General features: G+C 35.5%; 15 protein-coding genes. 5 read left to right on the forward strand and 10 right to left on the reverse strand.

The features are described from left to right. Positions 1 to 27: 27 nt before the first annotated feature. Genes ettA through DDD_RS00545 form a run of 3 tightly spaced genes read right to left on the reverse strand, consistent with a single transcriptional unit; the run spans position 28 to position 2,305 of the window. Positions 28 to 1,719, reverse strand: a complete 1,692-nt coding sequence (gene ettA, locus DDD_RS00535) for an energy-dependent translational throttle protein EttA (protein WP_015360738.1) — start codon at positions 1,717 to 1,719, stop codon at positions 28 to 30. Then, complete coding sequence (locus tag DDD_RS00540) at positions 1,706 to 2,125, reverse strand: hypothetical protein (RefSeq protein WP_111474744.1); 420 nt, start codon at positions 2,123 to 2,125, stop codon at positions 1,706 to 1,708. The genes ettA and DDD_RS00540 overlap by 14 nt, the downstream gene beginning before the upstream one ends. Then, entirely contained in the window at positions 2,126 to 2,305 is a 180-nt protein-coding gene (locus DDD_RS00545; RefSeq protein WP_015360740.1) for a CAL67264 family membrane protein, read from the reverse strand. 274 nt (positions 2,306 to 2,579) lie between these two features. Between DDD_RS00545 and DDD_RS00550 the strand changes: the two genes are divergently transcribed. Further along, positions 2,580 to 7,421 (forward strand): T9SS type B sorting domain-containing protein, encoded by a 4,842-nt coding sequence (locus DDD_RS00550; RefSeq protein ID WP_146250802.1) that lies wholly within the window; start codon positions 2,580 to 2,582, stop codon positions 7,419 to 7,421. A 126-nt stretch (positions 7,422 to 7,547) separates the two neighbouring features. On the opposite strand, the gene DDD_RS00555 is transcribed toward DDD_RS00550, so the two are convergent. The 7 genes from DDD_RS00555 to DDD_RS00585 all read right to left on the reverse strand — a co-directional run bounded on the left by DDD_RS00555 (position 7,548) and on the right by DDD_RS00585 (position 13,645). After that, positions 7,548 to 8,321 (reverse strand): TPM domain-containing protein, encoded by a 774-nt coding sequence (locus tag DDD_RS00555; RefSeq protein WP_015360742.1) that lies wholly within the window; start codon positions 8,319 to 8,321, stop codon positions 7,548 to 7,550. After that, positions 8,321 to 8,758 (reverse strand): TPM domain-containing protein, encoded by a 438-nt coding sequence (locus DDD_RS00560; RefSeq protein ID WP_015360743.1) that lies wholly within the window; start codon positions 8,756 to 8,758, stop codon positions 8,321 to 8,323. The genes DDD_RS00555 and DDD_RS00560 overlap by 1 nt, the downstream gene beginning before the upstream one ends. A 3-nt stretch (positions 8,759 to 8,761) precedes the next feature. Continuing rightward, positions 8,762 to 9,361, reverse strand: a complete 600-nt coding sequence (locus DDD_RS00565) for a LemA family protein (protein ID WP_015360744.1) — start codon at positions 9,359 to 9,361, stop codon at positions 8,762 to 8,764. Between the two features lie 72 nt (positions 9,362 to 9,433). Continuing rightward, on the reverse strand, positions 9,434 to 10,270 hold the full coding sequence (locus DDD_RS00570; RefSeq protein WP_015360745.1) for an ABC transporter substrate-binding protein: 837 nt from the start codon (positions 10,268 to 10,270) through the stop codon (positions 9,434 to 9,436). Beyond that, complete coding sequence (locus DDD_RS00575) at positions 10,270 to 10,422, reverse strand: hypothetical protein (RefSeq protein ID WP_015360746.1); 153 nt, start codon at positions 10,420 to 10,422, stop codon at positions 10,270 to 10,272. Before DDD_RS00575 ends, DDD_RS00570 begins: the two co-directional genes overlap by 1 nt. Before the next feature lie 108 nt (positions 10,423 to 10,530). Further along, complete coding sequence (locus tag DDD_RS00580) at positions 10,531 to 13,284, reverse strand: M56 family metallopeptidase (RefSeq protein WP_015360747.1); 2,754 nt, start codon at positions 13,282 to 13,284, stop codon at positions 10,531 to 10,533. Between the two features lies 1 nt (position 13,285). Beyond that, positions 13,286 to 13,645 carry a BlaI/MecI/CopY family transcriptional regulator gene (locus tag DDD_RS00585; protein ID WP_015360748.1) on the reverse strand — a complete coding sequence of 120 codons (360 nt, stop codon included), beginning with the start codon at positions 13,643 to 13,645 and terminating at the stop codon, positions 13,286 to 13,288. A 169-nt stretch (positions 13,646 to 13,814) separates the two neighbouring features. On the opposite strand from DDD_RS00585, the gene trmD reads away from it, so the two are divergent. The 4 genes from trmD (at position 13,815) to DDD_RS00605 (ending at position 17,958) form a co-directional block, all read left to right on the forward strand. After that, positions 13,815 to 14,495 carry a tRNA (guanosine(37)-N1)-methyltransferase TrmD gene (trmD, locus tag DDD_RS00590; protein WP_015360749.1) on the forward strand — a complete coding sequence of 227 codons (681 nt, stop codon included), beginning with the start codon at positions 13,815 to 13,817 and terminating at the stop codon, positions 14,493 to 14,495. A gap of 47 nt (positions 14,496 to 14,542) precedes the next feature. Further along, positions 14,543 to 14,908, forward strand: coding sequence for a T9SS type A sorting domain-containing protein (locus DDD_RS00595; protein ID WP_041566811.1), 366 nt, complete (start codon positions 14,543 to 14,545; stop codon positions 14,906 to 14,908). 127 nt (positions 14,909 to 15,035) lie between these two features. Beyond that, a complete protein-coding gene (rplS, locus tag DDD_RS00600) occupies positions 15,036 to 15,389 on the forward strand; it encodes a 50S ribosomal protein L19 (protein ID WP_015360751.1) in 354 nt (117 codons plus the stop codon). Between the two features lie 349 nt (positions 15,390 to 15,738). After that, positions 15,739 to 17,958, forward strand: coding sequence for an NADP-dependent isocitrate dehydrogenase (locus DDD_RS00605; protein WP_015360752.1), 2,220 nt, complete (start codon positions 15,739 to 15,741; stop codon positions 17,956 to 17,958). Positions 17,959 to 18,035 lie beyond the last annotated feature (77 nt).

An 18,035-nucleotide genomic window follows, 5' to 3' on the forward strand; every position in this document is an offset into this window, starting at 1 on the left:
TAAAATTAAAAATACCTAGAAAGACAACTAGTCTCTAGTCAGTTTTTTATAACGTATTCTTTTAGGAGCGTGATCACCTAAACGTTTCTTCTTATTTTCTTCATACTCGGTAAAACTACCTTCAAAAGAATAAATTTGAGAATCTCCTTCAAATGCAATAATATGTGTACAAACTCTATCTAAGAACCATCTATCGTGCGAAATAATCACCGCACAACCAGCAAAGTTATCAAGTCCTTCTTCTAGCGCTCTTAATGTATTAACATCAAGATCATTTGTAGGTTCATCCAGTAGTAATACGTTACCTTCTTCCTTAAGCGTCATCGCCAGGTGTAAACGGTTGCGTTCTCCACCAGATAAGGTAGAAACCTTTTTATTTTGCTCACTTCCTGAGAAATTAAAACGACTCAAATAGGCTCTGGAATTCACCATTTTTCCTCCCATCATGATCAAATCTTGACCATCAGAAAAGTTTTCCCATATCGATTTATCAGAATCAATATTAGAGTGAGACTGATCTACGTAGGCTAGCTGTACTGTTTCTCCTACCGTAAATGATCCTTTGTCTGGTTGTTCTTGACCCATGATCATTTTAAAAATTGTTGTTTTACCAGCACCATTAGGTCCTATAATTCCCACGATTCCGTTTTGTGGTAAGACAAAGTTTAAATCTTCATAAAGTAACTTATCGCCAAAAGCTTTGCTTACTCCATTTGCCTCGATCACATTTGTTCCTAGACGTGGTCCATTAGGGATGTAGATCTCGAGCTTTTCTTCTTTAGCTTTTTGATCTTCGTTTAAAAGCTTGTCGTAATTATTAAGACGTGCTTTTTGTTTGGTCTGGCGACCTTTTGCTCCTTGACGTACCCAATCTAGCTCTCGTTTAAGCGTTTTTTGCCTTTTAGAAGCTGTTTTTTCTTCTTTGGCAAGTCGCTCTCCTTTTTGCTCTAACCAGCTGGAATAGTTTCCTTTCCATGGAATTCCTTCACCACGATCTAATTCAAGAATCCATCCTGCTACGTTGTCAAGGAAATATCTGTCGTGAGTTACAGCGATTACAGTTCCTTTATATTGAGCAAGGTGTTGTTCTAACCATAGAACAGATTCTGCGTCAAGGTGGTTTGTAGGCTCATCCAGCAATAAAATTTCTGGCTGCTGTAATAATAATCTACATAAAGCTACACGACGTCGCTCTCCACCAGAGAGGTTTTTAATCTCAGCATCTCCAGGAGGCGTTCTTAAAGCGTCCATCGCGATTTCTAACTTTGTATCTAATTCCCAAGCGTTTAATGCATCGATCTTATCTTGAAGCTCTGCCTGACGGTTCATAAGCTTCTCCATCTTATCTGCATCTTCATAAACCTCTGGCAATCCAAAATCGTCATTGATTTTATTGTACTCGTCAAGAACAGCAACAGTGTCTGCAACTCCTTCTCTCACGATTTCCATAACCGTTTTACTCTCGTCTAACTGCGGTTCTTGCTCTAGATAACCTACATTATAGCCAGGTAAGAAATTGATTTCTCCTTGGTAATTCTTTTCAATTCCAGCAATAATCTTCATCAAAGTAGATTTACCAGAACCGTTAAGACCTAGAATACCGATTTTTGCACCGTAGAAAAAGCTCAGGTGAATATTCTTTAGAACTTGCTTTCCTGTACTTTGATACGTCTTTGAAAGACCTGACATGGAAAAAATTACTTGTTTATCGTCGCTCATTTGATGTCGTTTTTTCTTTTAAAATTGTGTGTAATTGTGTTAGAGAATCGTCTTGATATCGCTTTCGCGAAAGCGTAACAGCATCCATCCCTTTTGATTTTATATAAAGACCTTTTTCTGAAAGATCCAGTACTTCTAATTCCTTAAAGGTAAACCCAAATGTTTTTCTACCTACTAATTTTATTGTGATAGATTTTAAACTGTAGGAAACCGAGTTGCGTGTTGAAAAGCCCTCAAAACTATTTATGTAAAATAATGTAATAGCTATTAATGCACAAATGGAACTATACAATATCGCATTTAAGAAAAATAAAATAGCCGCTAGAGCTAATCCTAGCAAGGCAAGACCCATGATAATTTTATACTTGGACGTGTTCACATCCTTGAAATGAATCTCTTCTTTCACCTATACTCTACCTTTAAGAGCATTAAAAACCCATGCAATAGCAAAAAAGCCTACTCCTATAGCAGCAAAACCAAATCCTACATCAGTGTAACGGTATGCTCCTAAAGCGATCAAACCTATACCGATGATGATCATTATTAAAGTAGCCCAGCCTAATACTCCATTCTTATTCAACGCCATGATTTATTCAAATTAGTTTGCAAATATACATAGTAAAAACGTGCTGGTAACTTAAATATACTCGATGAAAAGCGAGTTAATAGGTTGAATTATGTTAAATAATAACAGTTGGTGATAATGAAGCTTTTAATTCTTCGTTCTCTTTTCAAAATGTCGTTTATTTGTCCATCCCTCATTATAATATTTGACTTCTCAATTGGTTTCAATCATGATGTTCTCATCGTTGAAAATCAATTGATTGTATGATATTTAAAAATTAATAAAGAACTTTATTTTGAATAGTAAGATCTACTGTCGCCCGTTATTATACGCTGCATTTTTATTGTTGAGTTTTCAAGGTTTCTCACAGCTCATAAACACATCCACATCCTTACCAGTGGATCAACTAGTGCAGCAAGCATTAGGAAACGACTGTGTTGAGATAACTAATATTACTTCTAATATCAATGGTAGTGTAGATGGATTAAATAGTTTTGGTAGTTTTTCACAAGGCGCTTCTGCTTTTCCATTTACAGATGGTTTCTTTTTGAGCACTGGAGATGGAAACCGAATAGGAAACAATATTGTAAGTACCGATTTGAGCGATGGAACAACTGCATGGACGGGAGATAGCGACCTGGAAAGCCTTACCGGCATTTCAAATACGGTAAACGCAACAGTTATTGAGTTTGATTTAATAAGTACTTCTAACAGAATAAGTTTTAATTATTTACTCGCTTCAGAGGAGTACCAGCAAAACTTCCCTTGTAACGTAGGTGATCGATTTGCCTTGTTACTTAGGCCTTTAGGCGGCACTTATCAGAACATAGCTGTTTTACCAGGAACCTCTACTCCAGTAGGAATAGATACGGTCCATCCCGTAGTCGTAGGACAGTGTCCCGCAACAAATCCTAATTTCTTTGCAGGACAATCTTTAGGAGATACTAATTTTGAAGGTCGCACGGTCACTTTGACTGCTGCTGCAAATGTTGTTCCTAACACCACTTATCATCTCAAAATGGTAATTGCAGATCAGTCTAGCTTTGACCCTACAGCATATGATAGTGCTATTTTTATAGAGGCTGGAAGTTTACAAGCCGATGTTGATCTAGGTCCTGATTTATTTCCATGCGCTGATGCTACTCTAGATGCTAGTATTGCAAACACTCAAGCGACTTTTAGGTGGTTTAGAGACAATATTGAAATTATCGGGCAAACTAATAGCACTTTATTAGCTGACACAACTGGTACTTACCGAGTTGAAATAAGTGTAGCTTTACCTGGCTCCAACTGTATTATTACAGATGATGTCGTGGTAACTATTGATCCTAATCAATTGAATATAAACATTGCAGATCAAGAAAGATGTGATGACGCTAGCGCAGATGGCTTTGAATCATTTGATCTCATTACTTTGGGTACGAGTGCGCTCACGCAACTGCCTACAGGTAATTATACTGCTCAGTTCTATGGCAATCAAACTGATGCGCAAAATGAAGTTAATGAGTTAGCAGATAATTATACTAATACTTCAAATCCTCAGACCATTTTTATACGCATTAATGATCTAAACACAGGATGTCAAAGTATACGACCTGTAAATCTAATAGTAAGTGATGTGCTAGTCGCAAATGATGTTTCTTATACAACTTGTGATAATGATCAAGATGGAATAGTAGCAACAGATTTATCTCAATTTGACTCTCAAGTAACTACTTCCACATCAAATGTCAGTATTTCTTATCATTTAACTCAAAATGATGCGATTAATAATTCAGGAAGTTTATTTAATCCATATACTAACTTTGGAAATCCTGATACGATTTTTGCTCGTATTTCAAGCAACTTAAGTGGATGTTTTGCCACAAGTGAAATAACTATAAACGTCGAGTTGCCTCCTGTGTTAGATTCTGACTTTGAGTTTATTGATGCTTGTGATACCGATAATGATGGTTTTGCTACGTTTAATTTGACCGGTATTATTCCAGAATTTACCACTTCAACTTCTAACTCAACAATTTCTTATCATTTGTCCCAGCAAGATGCAGAAAATGATGTCAATCCAATAACCAATCCGAGTGCATTTAATAATACTAACGCACGCATCCAGACTATTTTCATAAGGTTTGAGTCTAATACTAATGGTTGTGCTACAGTGGTTCCTGTACAATTGTTTACTAATTTATTATTGGATAGAACTAATATCAGAGATTTTATTGCTTGTGATGACATAAGTAATGATGGTATTGAAGAATTTGGAATGGATATTATTGCTACTACCATTATAAATGGTTTAGATGACGTTACTATTGAGTTCTTCGAGACTCAAATGGATCAAATGGCCGATGTCAATCAAATTGATCCTACTATGGGTTATTTTAATACGTCAAATCCACAAACGATTTACATCAGGATAAACAGTCCTACTTGTACAGAGTTTGCCGAGTTTCTTTTAATTGTTGAGCCTTATTTTGAATCTGCTCCTATTCCTGATCAAACATATTGTGATGAAGATCAAGATTTATTTACTTTTATACCACTCAATGAATTTGATGATGCGGTAAGAGGAACTTTTGGTCAAGATCATAATGTTTTATATTATCTATCTCAAGCAGATGCAGATAATAGATTCAATCCTATAACCTCTATTTTTAATAATACTAATCCAGTGACTGTTTACGCAGAGTTGATTGCTCCTACTGGCTGTAGCGATGTGCAATCTCTCGATATCACAGTTCTACCAGCACCAGTGGCTGGCACTCCTAATGGCTTCATCATTTGTGATACCGATCAGGATGGTTTTTTTATAGTTGACTTGACTTCTCAGGAAGCACAAATAACTACTGATGCTAATAGGTCGATAAGCTATCACAATGATTTTTTTGATGCAGAATTAGGACTTAATCCCATCACAAATCCCTCAAATTACAACGCCCAAACTGAAACTGTGTTCATAAGAGTAGAAAATACCATTACAGGCTGTGAAACGATAGTTAGTCAACCTATCATTGTAAACACCTTACCTATTTTTCCGGCAATTAGTGTTTACCAATTATGTGAAACTGATGGTAACAATGTAGAAGATTTTTTCTTTTTTACCAGAGATACAGAGATATTAAACGGTCAAGCAGGAAAAGTCACAAGATATTTTACTGATCTTGTTGATGCTGATTCCGGCAATAATGAGATAGACAAGTTCACCGCTTATCAAAATATTAGTGATCCTCAAACAATTTGGGTAAGAGTAGAAAACATTAGCGATCCATCTTGTTTTGGCGTAGACTCTTTTCAACTAGTAGTAGATGAAGCACCTACATATAATGCACCATCAGACATTCGTATTTGTGATGATAACAATGATGGTGTTTCCACAATGGATTTGCAACTAACTATTAACGAAATAAGGCAAGGAATAACTTCAAATCTAAACGTGAGCTTCCACGAGTCCATTTTTGATGCTGAAATTAACAGCAACGCACTTCCTATTAACTTTACAAATACTTCAAATCCACAAACTATCTATGCTCGTGTAGGAAATGATGTCAACTGTTTTGAAGTAGAAGATATACTAATAAACGTAATAGACAGTCCTATCACAAATGCAGTTACCGCATCTACTGTTTGTGATGATGACTTAGATGGTTTCAATACATTTGATCTTACCAGTAGAGAGGCAGAAATTGTGGGAACAAGACCTTTCAATTCTACCCTATCATGGCATACCAGCATTGCCAATGCTGAAAGTGATCTCAATCCTATTACTAACGATACTTCCTTTACAAATACTGTAAATCCTCAAACAGTTTATTTGAGATTTTTCAATACCATATCACAGTGTTTTGCAATTGAACCTTTAGAGTTGATAGTAAATTTACCGCCTCAACTTAACGATAATACCAACTTTGCTATTTGTGATAATCCTAATGCAATCGCAAATCTAAATGATGCAATACCTCAGATTATAAGTCCAGTGTTGCCTACTCAAACGATAAGTTTTTACAACACGCTTGTAAATGCGCAAACTAATGCCAACTCTATTAATTCTAATTATACTTATACTTCTTCTAATACCACTATTTATGTAAGAGTAGAAGACTCTACGAGCGGTTGTTTTTCTACAGCTAGTTTTAATTTACAAGTTCAAAATCCACCACAAATTGCAGCTTCTGGTAGTTACAATATCAGAGGTTGCGACAATAATTTTGATGGAATTCGTAATTCTAATCTGGCAAATAATAATAATACCATCTTAAACGCACTAAACCCTGCAAATCACACTGTACAATACTTTACCTCTCAAACAGATGCAGAAAATAACACAAATGAATTGATAGATACTAACGTAACTGTAAATCAACAGGAAACATTTTATGTAAGAGTTACTGAAACAACCTTGGGATGTGTTTCGATAGGAGAATTTGAAGCGATAGTAGATCCGTTGCCAGTAGCAGATGTTGATCCTCTTCAAGTTATATGTAATTCTGGATTTGTTAATATAAACGCAAGTGCAGGTTTGAGTGGCGCAAGTTTTCTTTGGTCTACGGGAGAAACGACGAGTAGTATTAATATCAGTACACCAGGTAATTATAGTGTACAAGCAACAAGCTCCTTAGGCTGTGTAGGTCCGGTAGTGTCGTTTGATGTTACAGAATCTGAGACTGCGATGGTTGATTTTGTTGCTTCAACTAATTTTGGCGACCCAAATACCATAACTGTTACTGTAAGCGGTATAGGTGATTATCTCTATGTTCTAGATAATGGTCCTGAACAAGAAAGTAATATTTTTACAAATGTAAGTCGTGGTTTTCATGAAGTAAGAGTGATCGATCGCAATGGTTGTGAACCTACGCCACCGCAAATAGTATTAATCATAGATTATCCACGATTTTTCACACCTAACAGCGATAGCTTTAACGATGTCTGGTATGTTGACGGAATCGACACCTTTGATAAGGCAACATTCTACATTTTTGATAGACATGGTAAATTATTGAAAAGCTACGGCAAGAACTTCTCTGGTTGGGATGGAACCTATAATAATAATCCTATGCCTTCGTCAGATTATTGGTTTCTGCTAGAAATTGAAGACTCAAGAGGATCTTTTAAGGTAAAAGGACACTTTAGTTTAAAGAGGTAAATAAATAGCAAGCATATCTATTGAAAATAAATTAACGCAGAAGTTTTAAAGGATCTCGCTTTCCATATTTTTTAATGGAAATTTATCCTGAGGTAGCTCAGGGCGAAAGCGGAATAACAAAATCTATCACCAGCTTCCACCTGCGCCGCCACCGCCAAAACCACCGCCGCCGAAGCCGCCACCAAAACCACCACCGGAGCTACTGCCACCAAAGCCACCGCCAAAACCGCCACGTCCCATATTACTGAGAATAATGACATCTAGCAATGAACCACCATTGCGACTGCCTCCATTACGGTTGCCATCATTTTTGTTTCTAGCTTGCATGATAATGATCAATAAAAAGAAACCGAAGAAAATAAAAAACTGCCACGGTATCTGATTATTGGATTGTGGTGTACCTGTAAATTCACCTTCCAGACCTTGAAAAATAGCATCAGCTCCTTGATCTAGACCTGCGTAGTAGTTTTTATTTTTAAAGTTAGGAATGAGGACGCGATTTACGATGCGTTCTGCGTCCAGATCAGACAGTCTAGATTCAATACCATAACCGGTATTGATGTCTACCTGTCGGTCTTCTACGGCGAGAATAAGCAACACACCATTATCTTCATCTTCTTGCCCGATTCCCCATTTTTGTCCCCATTGCGCGCCCAATTGATCCAGCTCCATTCCGTTAGAGCTTTTTATAACAGCATATACTATTTGCGTAGAAGTAGTGTCTGCATAGCGTTTTAATTTACTACTTAGAGATGTAAATTCACTATCTGTTAGTATACCAGCATAGTCATAAATAGGTTGCTGCTTTGAAGTAGAAGGCTTCGGCGGTATTTCAAATTGAGCATCAACAAGGTTTGAAAAACTCAAAATCAGTACAATGGTTTGAAAAATATACCGCATCAGCTCACTGAGATTTCGTTAGGTAATTCATTTTTATCATCATGTTGCCATGGGAAATAGACCGCAAGCTTTTTACCTACTAGTTCAATACCTTCTATAAGTCCTTTTTGAAATTCGCTTTCGCGAAAGCGAGATAATACAACATCTCTAACAGCATTCCAGAAATCATCCCCTACTTGATTATGAATACCTTTATCTCCAATTAACGCAAACTTTTTATCATCAACGGCCACGTAGAAAAGAATTCCATTTTCTTCTTTAGTATTGTCCATTTTAAGTAGATGAAATAATTCTTGTGCTCGTGAAATAGGCTCATCACAGTGAGATTCTAAATGCACGCGTATTTCACCACTCGTGAGCAACTCTGCTTTGCGTATAGCTTCAATAATGGCTTGTTCTTGAGAAGCGGTAAGAAAATCTTCTACTTTTACTGACATGATTTAGTTATCAAATAATGCATCTACATCTGGAGCTACCTCAGCACCTTCATCTGCTTGATAGAAAGCAGCAGGCTCAAAGCCTAAAATACCTGCAAAGAATACTCCAGGAACTTTTTTTACTTTAACGTTATAAGAACCTACCGCATTATTATAGCGGTTGCGCTCCGTATTAATGCGATTTTCTGTCCTGCTCAACTCGTTGATGAGTTCTTTGAAATTTTCGTTTGCTTTTAAGTTGGGATAATTTTCATAAGTAGCCAGTAATCTACCCAAACCTGAGCTTACTTGACTTTGCGCTTTTGAAAATGCTGCAAGATTCTCTTCGGTTAATTCTGAAGCGTCTACATTTATAGAAGTCGCATTAGAGCGCGCCTCGATTACTGCAGTTAAAGTTTCTTGTTCAAACTCTGCATATTTTTGAGCTGTCGCAACAATATTCGGAATAAGATCATTACGACGCTGGTAACTACTTTCTACATTTGCCCAAGCATTATTTACACCTTCGCTCATGCCTACCGTACTGTTATACCAGTAAATTCCATAAAGGACGATAACTCCTAAAATAATTCCTGCTATTCCTAAGCCGCCTATTTTTTTCATTTATATAATTCTTTAATTGATTTGTATATAAGTTACAGTCAAAGTTACAAGAAATATTAAAATTGGTGCTTTTTAAATACTGAGATCAATTTTTTGAGGTTGCAAGGTTTGCAAGTATTCTGGTGTTTTGAGCAATCGAGATCCGTACCAAGAAAACAATTCTCCATCTACGACTTTAAAATCTGGAATTACATTTGGCTTTACAGGATCTTGAGAAGGAGCTGTCAGGAACGCAAGCTTAAGTTCTGCAATGTCGTCTGTAGAAAATGGATAAGGTTCTGACGACAAGAAAACAGTATCTGGTTGTAACTTGATCATTTCCTCTACTTCTAACTCTGGATATCTGGTTAGATCTTGGGCAGCATTTACAAATCCTGCTTGTTCCATCATATTATTAATAAAAGTTCCAGTACCTACCGTCATGTAAGGCTTTTTCCAGATCAAGTAAAGTGCTTTATGCTGTACTTCTGGTTGTTTTAAAGATTTAAAACCACTCAAAATATTGCGAGAGAGAGATTTAGCTTTAAATTTTGCTCCAGTAAGCGCTCCTACATCAGCAATCATCTCTAATGCTTGCTCTAAGTTATCAATATCTGAAACATAAGTGGGTGCGATGTGGTCACAAAATTCTACAATCTTTTGATTATTTTCTTCTCTATTGCAAATGATTAAGTCTGGTTGAAGTTCAAGAATTCTTGATTCTACTATTTTTTTTGTTCCTCCTACAACTGTTTTTTCATCTATTAATCCTGCAGGATGAATGCAGTATCTTGTGATTCCTACGATTCTATCTTTTAATCCTAGATCAATCAATAATTCGGTTTGTGATGGAACTAAGGAAATAATTCTTTCAGGTAATTGATCGAGTTCGATCATTCTACCCAATTGGTCTGGTATTTTACAAAACATTAGTCTAGTGCATTTTTAGTTACCCATAATTTGTATCCAAAAAGCGCCATTTGCCATTTGCTTGCTTTGGATAGATCCAACCGCTTTTTTGTAAAGCTGGGTAAGACCGCTTTATTTATTTTGGCAAGTGCCTTGAATACTTTCTTCTTCATTATTCAAATGTAAGCTTTTGAGCGCCCGATCTGTATTAAGGAAATAGTAAAACCCATTCTAAAAAAATAGAATGGGTTTTACAGGAATCTAAATGAAATTCTACAAACTTAATTCGGAATCATACTCACACGCGGTGTTTTACCATTTGCGTCAAATTGAATTTTCAATAATTTGATACCTGTCTTGGAAACATAGGTATATTCAGAACCATTGATCTCATACTTCAGTTTATTTAACTTACCGTTTTTCATGCGATGAGTCTTTAACTTGAAAGAATGACCAGCATCTTCTAGGTCTTTTTCAAGTTTTTCAAAGCCTTTCTTAGTAACGTCAAGTAAAATAAAGTTTGAACTATCACCTTTAACTAAATCCGTATATACTCTAAAATCTCCTGTTCTGTTCAATTCATCAACTTGTTGAGCGGTTAATTGCTCATTACGAAACCAATTTCCACTAGCGTTTAATTCATCTACTTGCTGGTCAGTTAAAGTGGAATCAGTTAGGAACCTTATTTGATTTTTGTTATTGAGTACAATAGCTTCTCTCCTTGCTTCTAACTCAGCTCGTTTCATATCGATAAGTTCTATTCTTTTTTCCATTAAGGAATCTCTTTTAGACTCCTGCCTAGAAATTAGAAGTTGTACTTTTTGCTCTGCTTTTTCACGTGCTTTCTTGCCAAGTTTTGCAAAGTCGTCATCCTTAGTCACAATAATTACCACACCATTTTTGGCCTTATCGCCATAAATTGAAGTATCCTTAGCATCTTTTAATACAGAAACACTTTCTATTAATTGAGGACTAAATGACATCATTTCTTCCTCGCTTACTTCTTTACCGTCAATAATAAATAAAGGCTGGTTTTCTCCAGATGTTAAGATACCTCTGCGTATTTCAGCTTGGGTAGTAGGAAGACCAGAGAAACTATTTCTAAAAATAAAAGTGTTTTGAGGATCGGTAAATTTGATATTTTTAATACTATAAGTGATACTATCCAAGTCTTCAAACCTAATATTCATGTCGGTTTGAATAGAATCCCAATTTTGTTTGCTCATTTGCATTTGAATGATGTTTTGTAGGCTATCCAAATTTTGTAAATCGAACTGAGCCATATCAAACTCCACCATTTGTTGCAAAGAATCTAATCGGTAAGCCTTAAACTGTCCGTTTATTGTTGCTATCAAAGAGTCTACTCTTTCTTCGTCTACTTTACCATTCATCAAATAATTACTGCTTGAATATGTTGTAAAAGAATTAGCAGCTTTTTCTTCACAGCTTCCAAGACTCCAGTTTGCCGAATCGCCTTTTACGATTGCTGTTACACACATAGGGTCGATACCATCAGTGTCGTTGTCAGATTTAGTGGCTTTATAACCATTCTTGTCGTCTAGACTTAATTTGAGCCTTACGATTTTATCATTTTTAAACTTCAGCTTACTGTAGTCAAATTTCACATTGTATTCTTCTTTTAAAAGATCTTTAATAGCTTCTAGATCTTTCTTTGTAGAAGTAGCGTCTATTTTAAAGGAAAGAGTGTGATCTTCACTAATACTTGTCTTTTTTATATTTGCTGAATTGCTGGATGCAGTTTTTAAATTGACTTTTGAAACAGCATCATAACCTTGGTCAATTTTATTCTTATCAATTTTAAATTCCATGAAATATTTTGGAACATTTAAAATAAGTTCGTCCTTTTTTGCGATTAAACTTAAATGTGAATTATCGTCTAATTCCACCATAAAATCTTTAATCCATTTGCTATCAGGAAACTTAATTGCTAAACTAAATGATGTTAATTTTCCATTTTCATTTCTTTTTAAATCCTCGTAGCGCATTTCATATTCAGCCTGTGACTCAATTTGCTTTTTATATTTATCTAATTGCTCATTTGTAGTAGCGCTGGTGATATCAAACACTAATTCTTTTGCATTTGTAACTGTTATCAAAGGCTTAGCAATCTCTGAATTAGAATTCTCCACATATTCTATCTCTTCTACTACATTAAAACTGTAGAGAAACAATACTATAACAGGTAATATCAAAGCATATTTATAGGCATTCCATTGGGCTGAAGCTTCTTTTTGTAACATCATAATTCGTTTTTTAATAAATGGTGTGAAGAAATTATTTGCCAGCGCTGGTTGCATGTGGCTGGCAGCTGTGCTCAGTAACGTGCGCTCATAGCTGATTCCTGAGGTGTTTTGAATTTTGGCTTTAGAGTCGGCAATAAACTCGAGGTTCTCTCCTATTTGTTTTTTCAACAACCACACTAGCGGATTGATCCAAAAAACTGCTCTAAAAATGTGCGATGCCAGTAAATCTATAGAATGCCATTGTCGGGCATGAACTTTCTCATGATCGATAATCAGATCTAGTTCGGCAGATTGCTGGTCACTTTCAGAATAACATATATAGTTAAAGAAACTGAAAGGAGTTAGCTTTCGCGAAAGCGTAACAAAAATATAGTTCCCAACTTTTTTCCTGTTTCCAGATTTGATCAAGCGATGTAAGGAACTCAACTCCACCATCATTTTACCTAAGAAAAACATGCTGATTGCTAGATAGACATAAATCGCAAGCATACTGTAATCAAAAGGTGTCGCATCTACTGCTGGCTGTTCTAAAACCAGCGCCATAGGAGTTGCAACTTGTTGAGGTAAGTAAAGTATTTGCTCCGGCTGCTCTACATATACTGTTTGTGTAATTTCAATTAAGGGAAAAATGATACTTGCGACAATTCCTGCAAGTAAAAACCAACGGTTTGCATTGAAAAAAGTCAAACGGCGTAATAAGAAATGGTAAACGAGCACAAAAATACTTAAGACTCCTGCGCTTTTTAAAAGGTATTCTATTATCGATTCCATATTACTTTTCTTTAGATTCTATCATTTCCAAAATCTCACGTAATTCATTTGCAGAAATTTTTTCCTCTTTAGCAAAAAAGGAAACCATATTCTTATAAGAATTATTGAAATAACTGGTCATCGCGTTGTTTACAAACTTATTACGGTAGCTTTCTTTTTCTATAATAGGGAAATAGCGGTGTGTTTTACCAAAGGCCTCGTATGCCACATAGCCTTTTTCTTCCAGCTTACGTACAATCGTAGAAACCGTATTATAATGATTAGTTCCTTTTAACTCAGGTACTATTTCTTTTACAAATGCTTTCTCTAGACTCCAAAGCACTTGCATTACCTCTTCTTCTTTTTGCGTTAATTTTTCCATTGTGATATAATGATTTTGAAATCGATAGTTCAAATGTATAACTATTTAATTAGTTATCAAACTATTTTTATAGTTATTAAACTAATCATATAGTTACTTAATGTTATTGACCTTTAATTATTTCTTCTAGATTGATCAATTGAATTAACTTTGTCCCAAAATCAGCATCGTGCGCATAGACATTATTACCTTATTACCTGAATTGATTAAGAGTCCTTTTGAAGCTTCTATTCTTAAAAGAAGTATAGAAAAAGGAATTGTGGACGTGCATATGCATGACTTAAGAAAATACGGTCTTAATAAATACAATCAAGTAGACGACTATCAGTACGGTGGTGGCGCCGGCATGGTGATCATGATAGAACCGCTTGATAAAATGATTCATGAACTTAAGGAAGCACGAGATTATGACGAGATCATTTATATGACTCCAGATGGTGAGACCTTAAATCAAGGAATCGCAAATCATATCTCTTTAAAAGAGAATATTATGATTATATGCGGTCATTATAAAGGAATAGACCAGCGCGTGCGTGATTTATATGTTACTAAAGAGATCTCTATAGGTGATTATGTGCTGTCTGGTGGTGAATTAGGAGCTGCTGTTTTATGCGATGCGGTCATAAGATTAATTCCTGGCGTGATTAGTGATGAGACTAGTGCATTAACTGATAGTTTTCAAGATGGTTTACTAGCTCCACCTGTTTACACTCGCCCAGCAGATTATAAAGGTCATAAAGTTCCCGAAATATTGCTGAGTGGTAATCTTAAAAAAATTGAAGAGTGGAGAGAAGATAAAGCCTATGAAAGGACAAAGAACCGTAGACCAGATCTTTTAAATGAAGATTAACATAGGTTTTTAGTTAAAAAGTTTTAACTTTACAACACAATATAATTATGAATAGATTTTTACTTATAGCATTCCTTAGCGTTTTCATGTTTATCTCTCCGGCCGCAATGATGGCACAAGGTAATAATGTAGCTACCTCAGAAGCTTCACTTATTTCGAGTGAGAAAGAAGAGCTTGTGGTATTAACTAACCCTGTAAAAGATGGTTACTTAAAGATAGCATTGAACCATTCACAGAATAACGAGCTTTCTTTAACCATTATCAATTCACTTGGTAAACAAGTTTATAATGCAAAAAGAACGATGAATAGTAAAGAACAGTCCTTTGATGTTTCTAAATTAAGTGCTGGAATTTATTTTTTACGTGTTAGCACCAACTCCTCAAATTTTGTAAAAAAACTTATTATTAGATAAGTTTTTTAATTCTTATTTTTATTTGTCATTTAAATTGAAGTTTGTATTTTTGCAATCCGTAAAAATCAACCTCTGACGATAATCGTGAATGTTGATCCATTACTACAACCTATTAATTCCAAATTAGATGGAAAATTTAGTAAAATTCGTTCAAGACGAATTCATAGAAAGAAAAGATTTACCAAAATTCTCAGCAGGTGATACCATCACTGTTTATTACGAGATTAAAGAAGGTGAAAAAAGCCGTACACAGTTTTTCCGTGGTGTTGTACTTCAGTTAAGAGGAACTGGTCACACAAAAACTTTTACGATTAGAAAAATGTCTGGCGGCATCGGTGTAGAACGTATCTTCCCTGTGAACTTACCTGCCATTCAAAAAATTGAAATCAACAAGCAAGGTGCTGTACGTAGAAAACGTATTTTCTACTTCAGAGAACTTACTGGTAAGAAAGCACGTATCAAAGAAGCAAGAAGAAAATAATCTTCTTTCTCATACTTATAAAAGCTGTCCAAAAGGGCAGCTTTTTTTATACCACTAATTCAAAATTGCTTTTGCTATCGTTTTTGAAAAAGTACGCTTTCGCGAAAGCGAGAAAAAAACCAAGCTATTCATACAACTATTGAGTATTTCATAATTTCAGGGCGTCCAAATTAATATTTAAACAATTTGAACCTTCTTAAAATAGCAATTTCGCATTGCATTTGTTATCACAAGCATAAGCTAAAGCTCTTTTAAAAATCTAGTTGAAACCTTATCTTTGCATTTCTCGTGAATTGAGGCATAATCGTTAAAAAACGATTATTAATAATTAATTATAATCCCATAACACATGTCAGATCAACCTAAGATCATTTATACTAAAACAGACGAAGCACCAGCACTTGCAACTGCTTCTTTTCTACCTATCGTTAAAAAGTTTCTTGCACCTGCTGGAATAGATGTAGAAACTAGAGATATATCCCTTGCCGGGAGAATCCTTGCTGTTTTCCCAGAAAGATTAAAGGAAGGTCAAAAGCAAGAAGATGCGTTAGCTGAATTAGGAAATCTAGTAAAGAATCCAGAGGCTAATGTGATCAAATTACCTAATATCTCGGCTTCTGTACCTCAACTTGTGGCAGCTATCAAAGAATTACAAGCAAAGGGTTATGATATTCCAGACTATCTAGAAGATCCAGAAACTGAAGAAGAAAAAGAATCAAAAAAGAGATACGATAAAATAAAAGGTAGTGCGGTTAATCCAGTTTTACGTGAAGGTAATTCTGACCGTCGTGCGCCTAAGCCAGTAAAGCAATATGCGCGCAATAATCCTCACTCGATGGGTGAATGGAGTAAAGATTCAAAATCTCATGTTTCTACTATGTCACATGGAGATTTTGCACACAATGAAAAAAGCTTTACAACTACAAAAGACACAACTGTTAACATTCAATTGATCGATAAGGCAGATCGTACTCATGTACTAAAGTCTGGACTTGCTCTACAAAAGGGAGAAATTCTAGATGCTACTTACATGAGTAAAAATGCATTAATTGAATTCTTAGAAGAAGAAATTGATGATGCGTTAGAGAAAGATGTTCTTTTTTCTTTACACATGAAAGCAACGATGATGAAGGTCTCTGACCCAATTATTTTTGGTCATGCTGTTGAAGCTTTCTTTAAACCGTTGTTTGATCAATACTCTTCTACATTCAATAAGTTAGGTGTAGATGTAAATAATGGTTTAGGAGATTTATTAAGTAAGCTTCACGATTTACCAGAATTAGAAAGAGAAGAGATTAAAGATGCTTTAAGAGACGTTTATAAAACAAGACCTTCTCTTGCCATGGTAAATAGCGATCATGGAATTACAAACCTACATGTACCTAGTGATGTGATCATTGATGCTTCTATGCCAGCGATGATTAGAAACTCTGGTCAAATGTGGAATAGTGAAGGAAAATCTCAAGATACTAAAGCGGTTATTCCAGATAGCTCTTATGCTGGAGTTTATGATGCGACTATAGAGTTCTGTAAAAAGAATGGTGCATTTGATCCTACTACAATGGGTACTGTTCCTAACGTAGGTCTTATGGCTCAAAAGGCAGAAGAATACGGTTCTCATGATAAAACATTTGAAATAGGTTACGGTGGTAAAATACAAGTTGTAGATCAAGACGGAACTGTATATTTAGAACATACAGTTGAGGCTGGCGATATATGGAGAGCATGTCAAACTAAAGATGCTCCAGTTCAAGATTGGGTAAAGCTTGCCGTTTCTAGAGCAAAAGCAACTGGTGATCCAGCAATTTTTTGGCTAGATGAAAACAGAGCTCACGATGCCGAAATAATTAAAAAGGTAAATCTATACCTTAAAGATCACGATACAAACGGTCTTGATATCACGATTGCTTCTCCTATAAAAGCTACAGAGCGTACGTTAGAAAGATTAAAAGATGGTCTCAACACCATATCTGTTACAGGAAATGTACTTAGAGATTACAATACAGACTTATTCCCTATTCTAGAAGTAGGAACTAGTGCAAAAATGCTTTCTATCGTACCATTAATGAACGGTGGTGGATTATTTGAAACTGGAGCTGGAGGAAGTGCTCCTAAACACGTGCAACAATTTGAACAAGAAAATCACTTGCGTTGGGATTCTTTAGGAGAATTTCTTGCGCTTGCAGTATCATTAGAACATCTTGCTGAGGCGTACGATAACAACAAAGCACAAATTATCGCTGACGCATTAACTACGGCTACTGAGAAATTTCTAACGAACAGAAAATCTCCTTCACGTAAAGTAAATGAATTAGACAACAGAGGTTCTCATTATTATCTAGCTTCTTACTGGGCTCAAGAACTGGCAAACCAAAAAGGAGATGAAGATCTTGCTGCACAATTCAGTTCACTTGCAAACAAGCTAGTTGAAAATGAAGAAAAAATTACTAAAGAATTAATTGAAGTTCAAGGAAAATCAATGGATATAGGCGGTTATTACAAGCCAGATGCTGATAAAGAAAATGCAGCGATGAGACCTAGCGCCACTTTAAATGAAATTATAGGTTAATCTTTAATTCATTAGATTATTTTTTTTAAAATTCCTCGAGCATAGCTTGGGGAATTTTTATTTTGCAGCAGTTAAAA

Source organism: Nonlabens dokdonensis DSW-6, from assembly GCF_000332115.1.
Lineage (GTDB): Bacteria > Bacteroidota > Bacteroidia > Flavobacteriales > Flavobacteriaceae > Nonlabens > Nonlabens dokdonensis.

Excerpts from the sequence above, each read along its gene's own strand:
- ettA (WP_015360738.1), bottom strand. The coding sequence starts at position 1,719 with ATGAGCGACGATAAACAAGTAATTTTTTCCATGTCAGGTCTTTCAAAG.
- DDD_RS00545 (WP_015360740.1), bottom strand. The coding sequence starts at position 2,305 with ATGGCGTTGAATAAGAATGGAGTATTAGGCTGGGCTACTTTAATAATG.
- DDD_RS00555 (WP_015360742.1), bottom strand. The coding sequence starts at position 8,321 with ATGCGGTATATTTTTCAAACCATTGTACTGATTTTGAGTTTTTCAAAC.
- DDD_RS00560 (WP_015360743.1), bottom strand. The coding sequence starts at position 8,758 with ATGTCAGTAAAAGTAGAAGATTTTCTTACCGCTTCTCAAGAACAAGCC.
- DDD_RS00565 (WP_015360744.1), bottom strand. The coding sequence starts at position 9,361 with ATGAAAAAAATAGGCGGCTTAGGAATAGCAGGAATTATTTTAGGAGTT.
- DDD_RS00570 (WP_015360745.1), bottom strand. The coding sequence starts at position 10,270 with ATGTTTTGTAAAATACCAGACCAATTGGGTAGAATGATCGAACTCGAT.
- DDD_RS00575 (WP_015360746.1), bottom strand. The coding sequence starts at position 10,422 with ATGAAGAAGAAAGTATTCAAGGCACTTGCCAAAATAAATAAAGCGGTC.
- DDD_RS00580 (WP_015360747.1), bottom strand. The coding sequence starts at position 13,284 with ATGGAATCGATAATAGAATACCTTTTAAAAAGCGCAGGAGTCTTAAGT.
- DDD_RS00585 (WP_015360748.1), bottom strand. The coding sequence starts at position 13,645 with ATGGAAAAATTAACGCAAAAAGAAGAAGAGGTAATGCAAGTGCTTTGG.
- DDD_RS00595 (WP_041566811.1), top strand. The coding sequence starts at position 14,543 with ATGAATAGATTTTTACTTATAGCATTCCTTAGCGTTTTCATGTTTATC.
- rplS (WP_015360751.1), top strand. The coding sequence starts at position 15,036 with ATGGAAAATTTAGTAAAATTCGTTCAAGACGAATTCATAGAAAGAAAA.
- DDD_RS00605 (WP_015360752.1), top strand. The coding sequence starts at position 15,739 with ATGTCAGATCAACCTAAGATCATTTATACTAAAACAGACGAAGCACCA.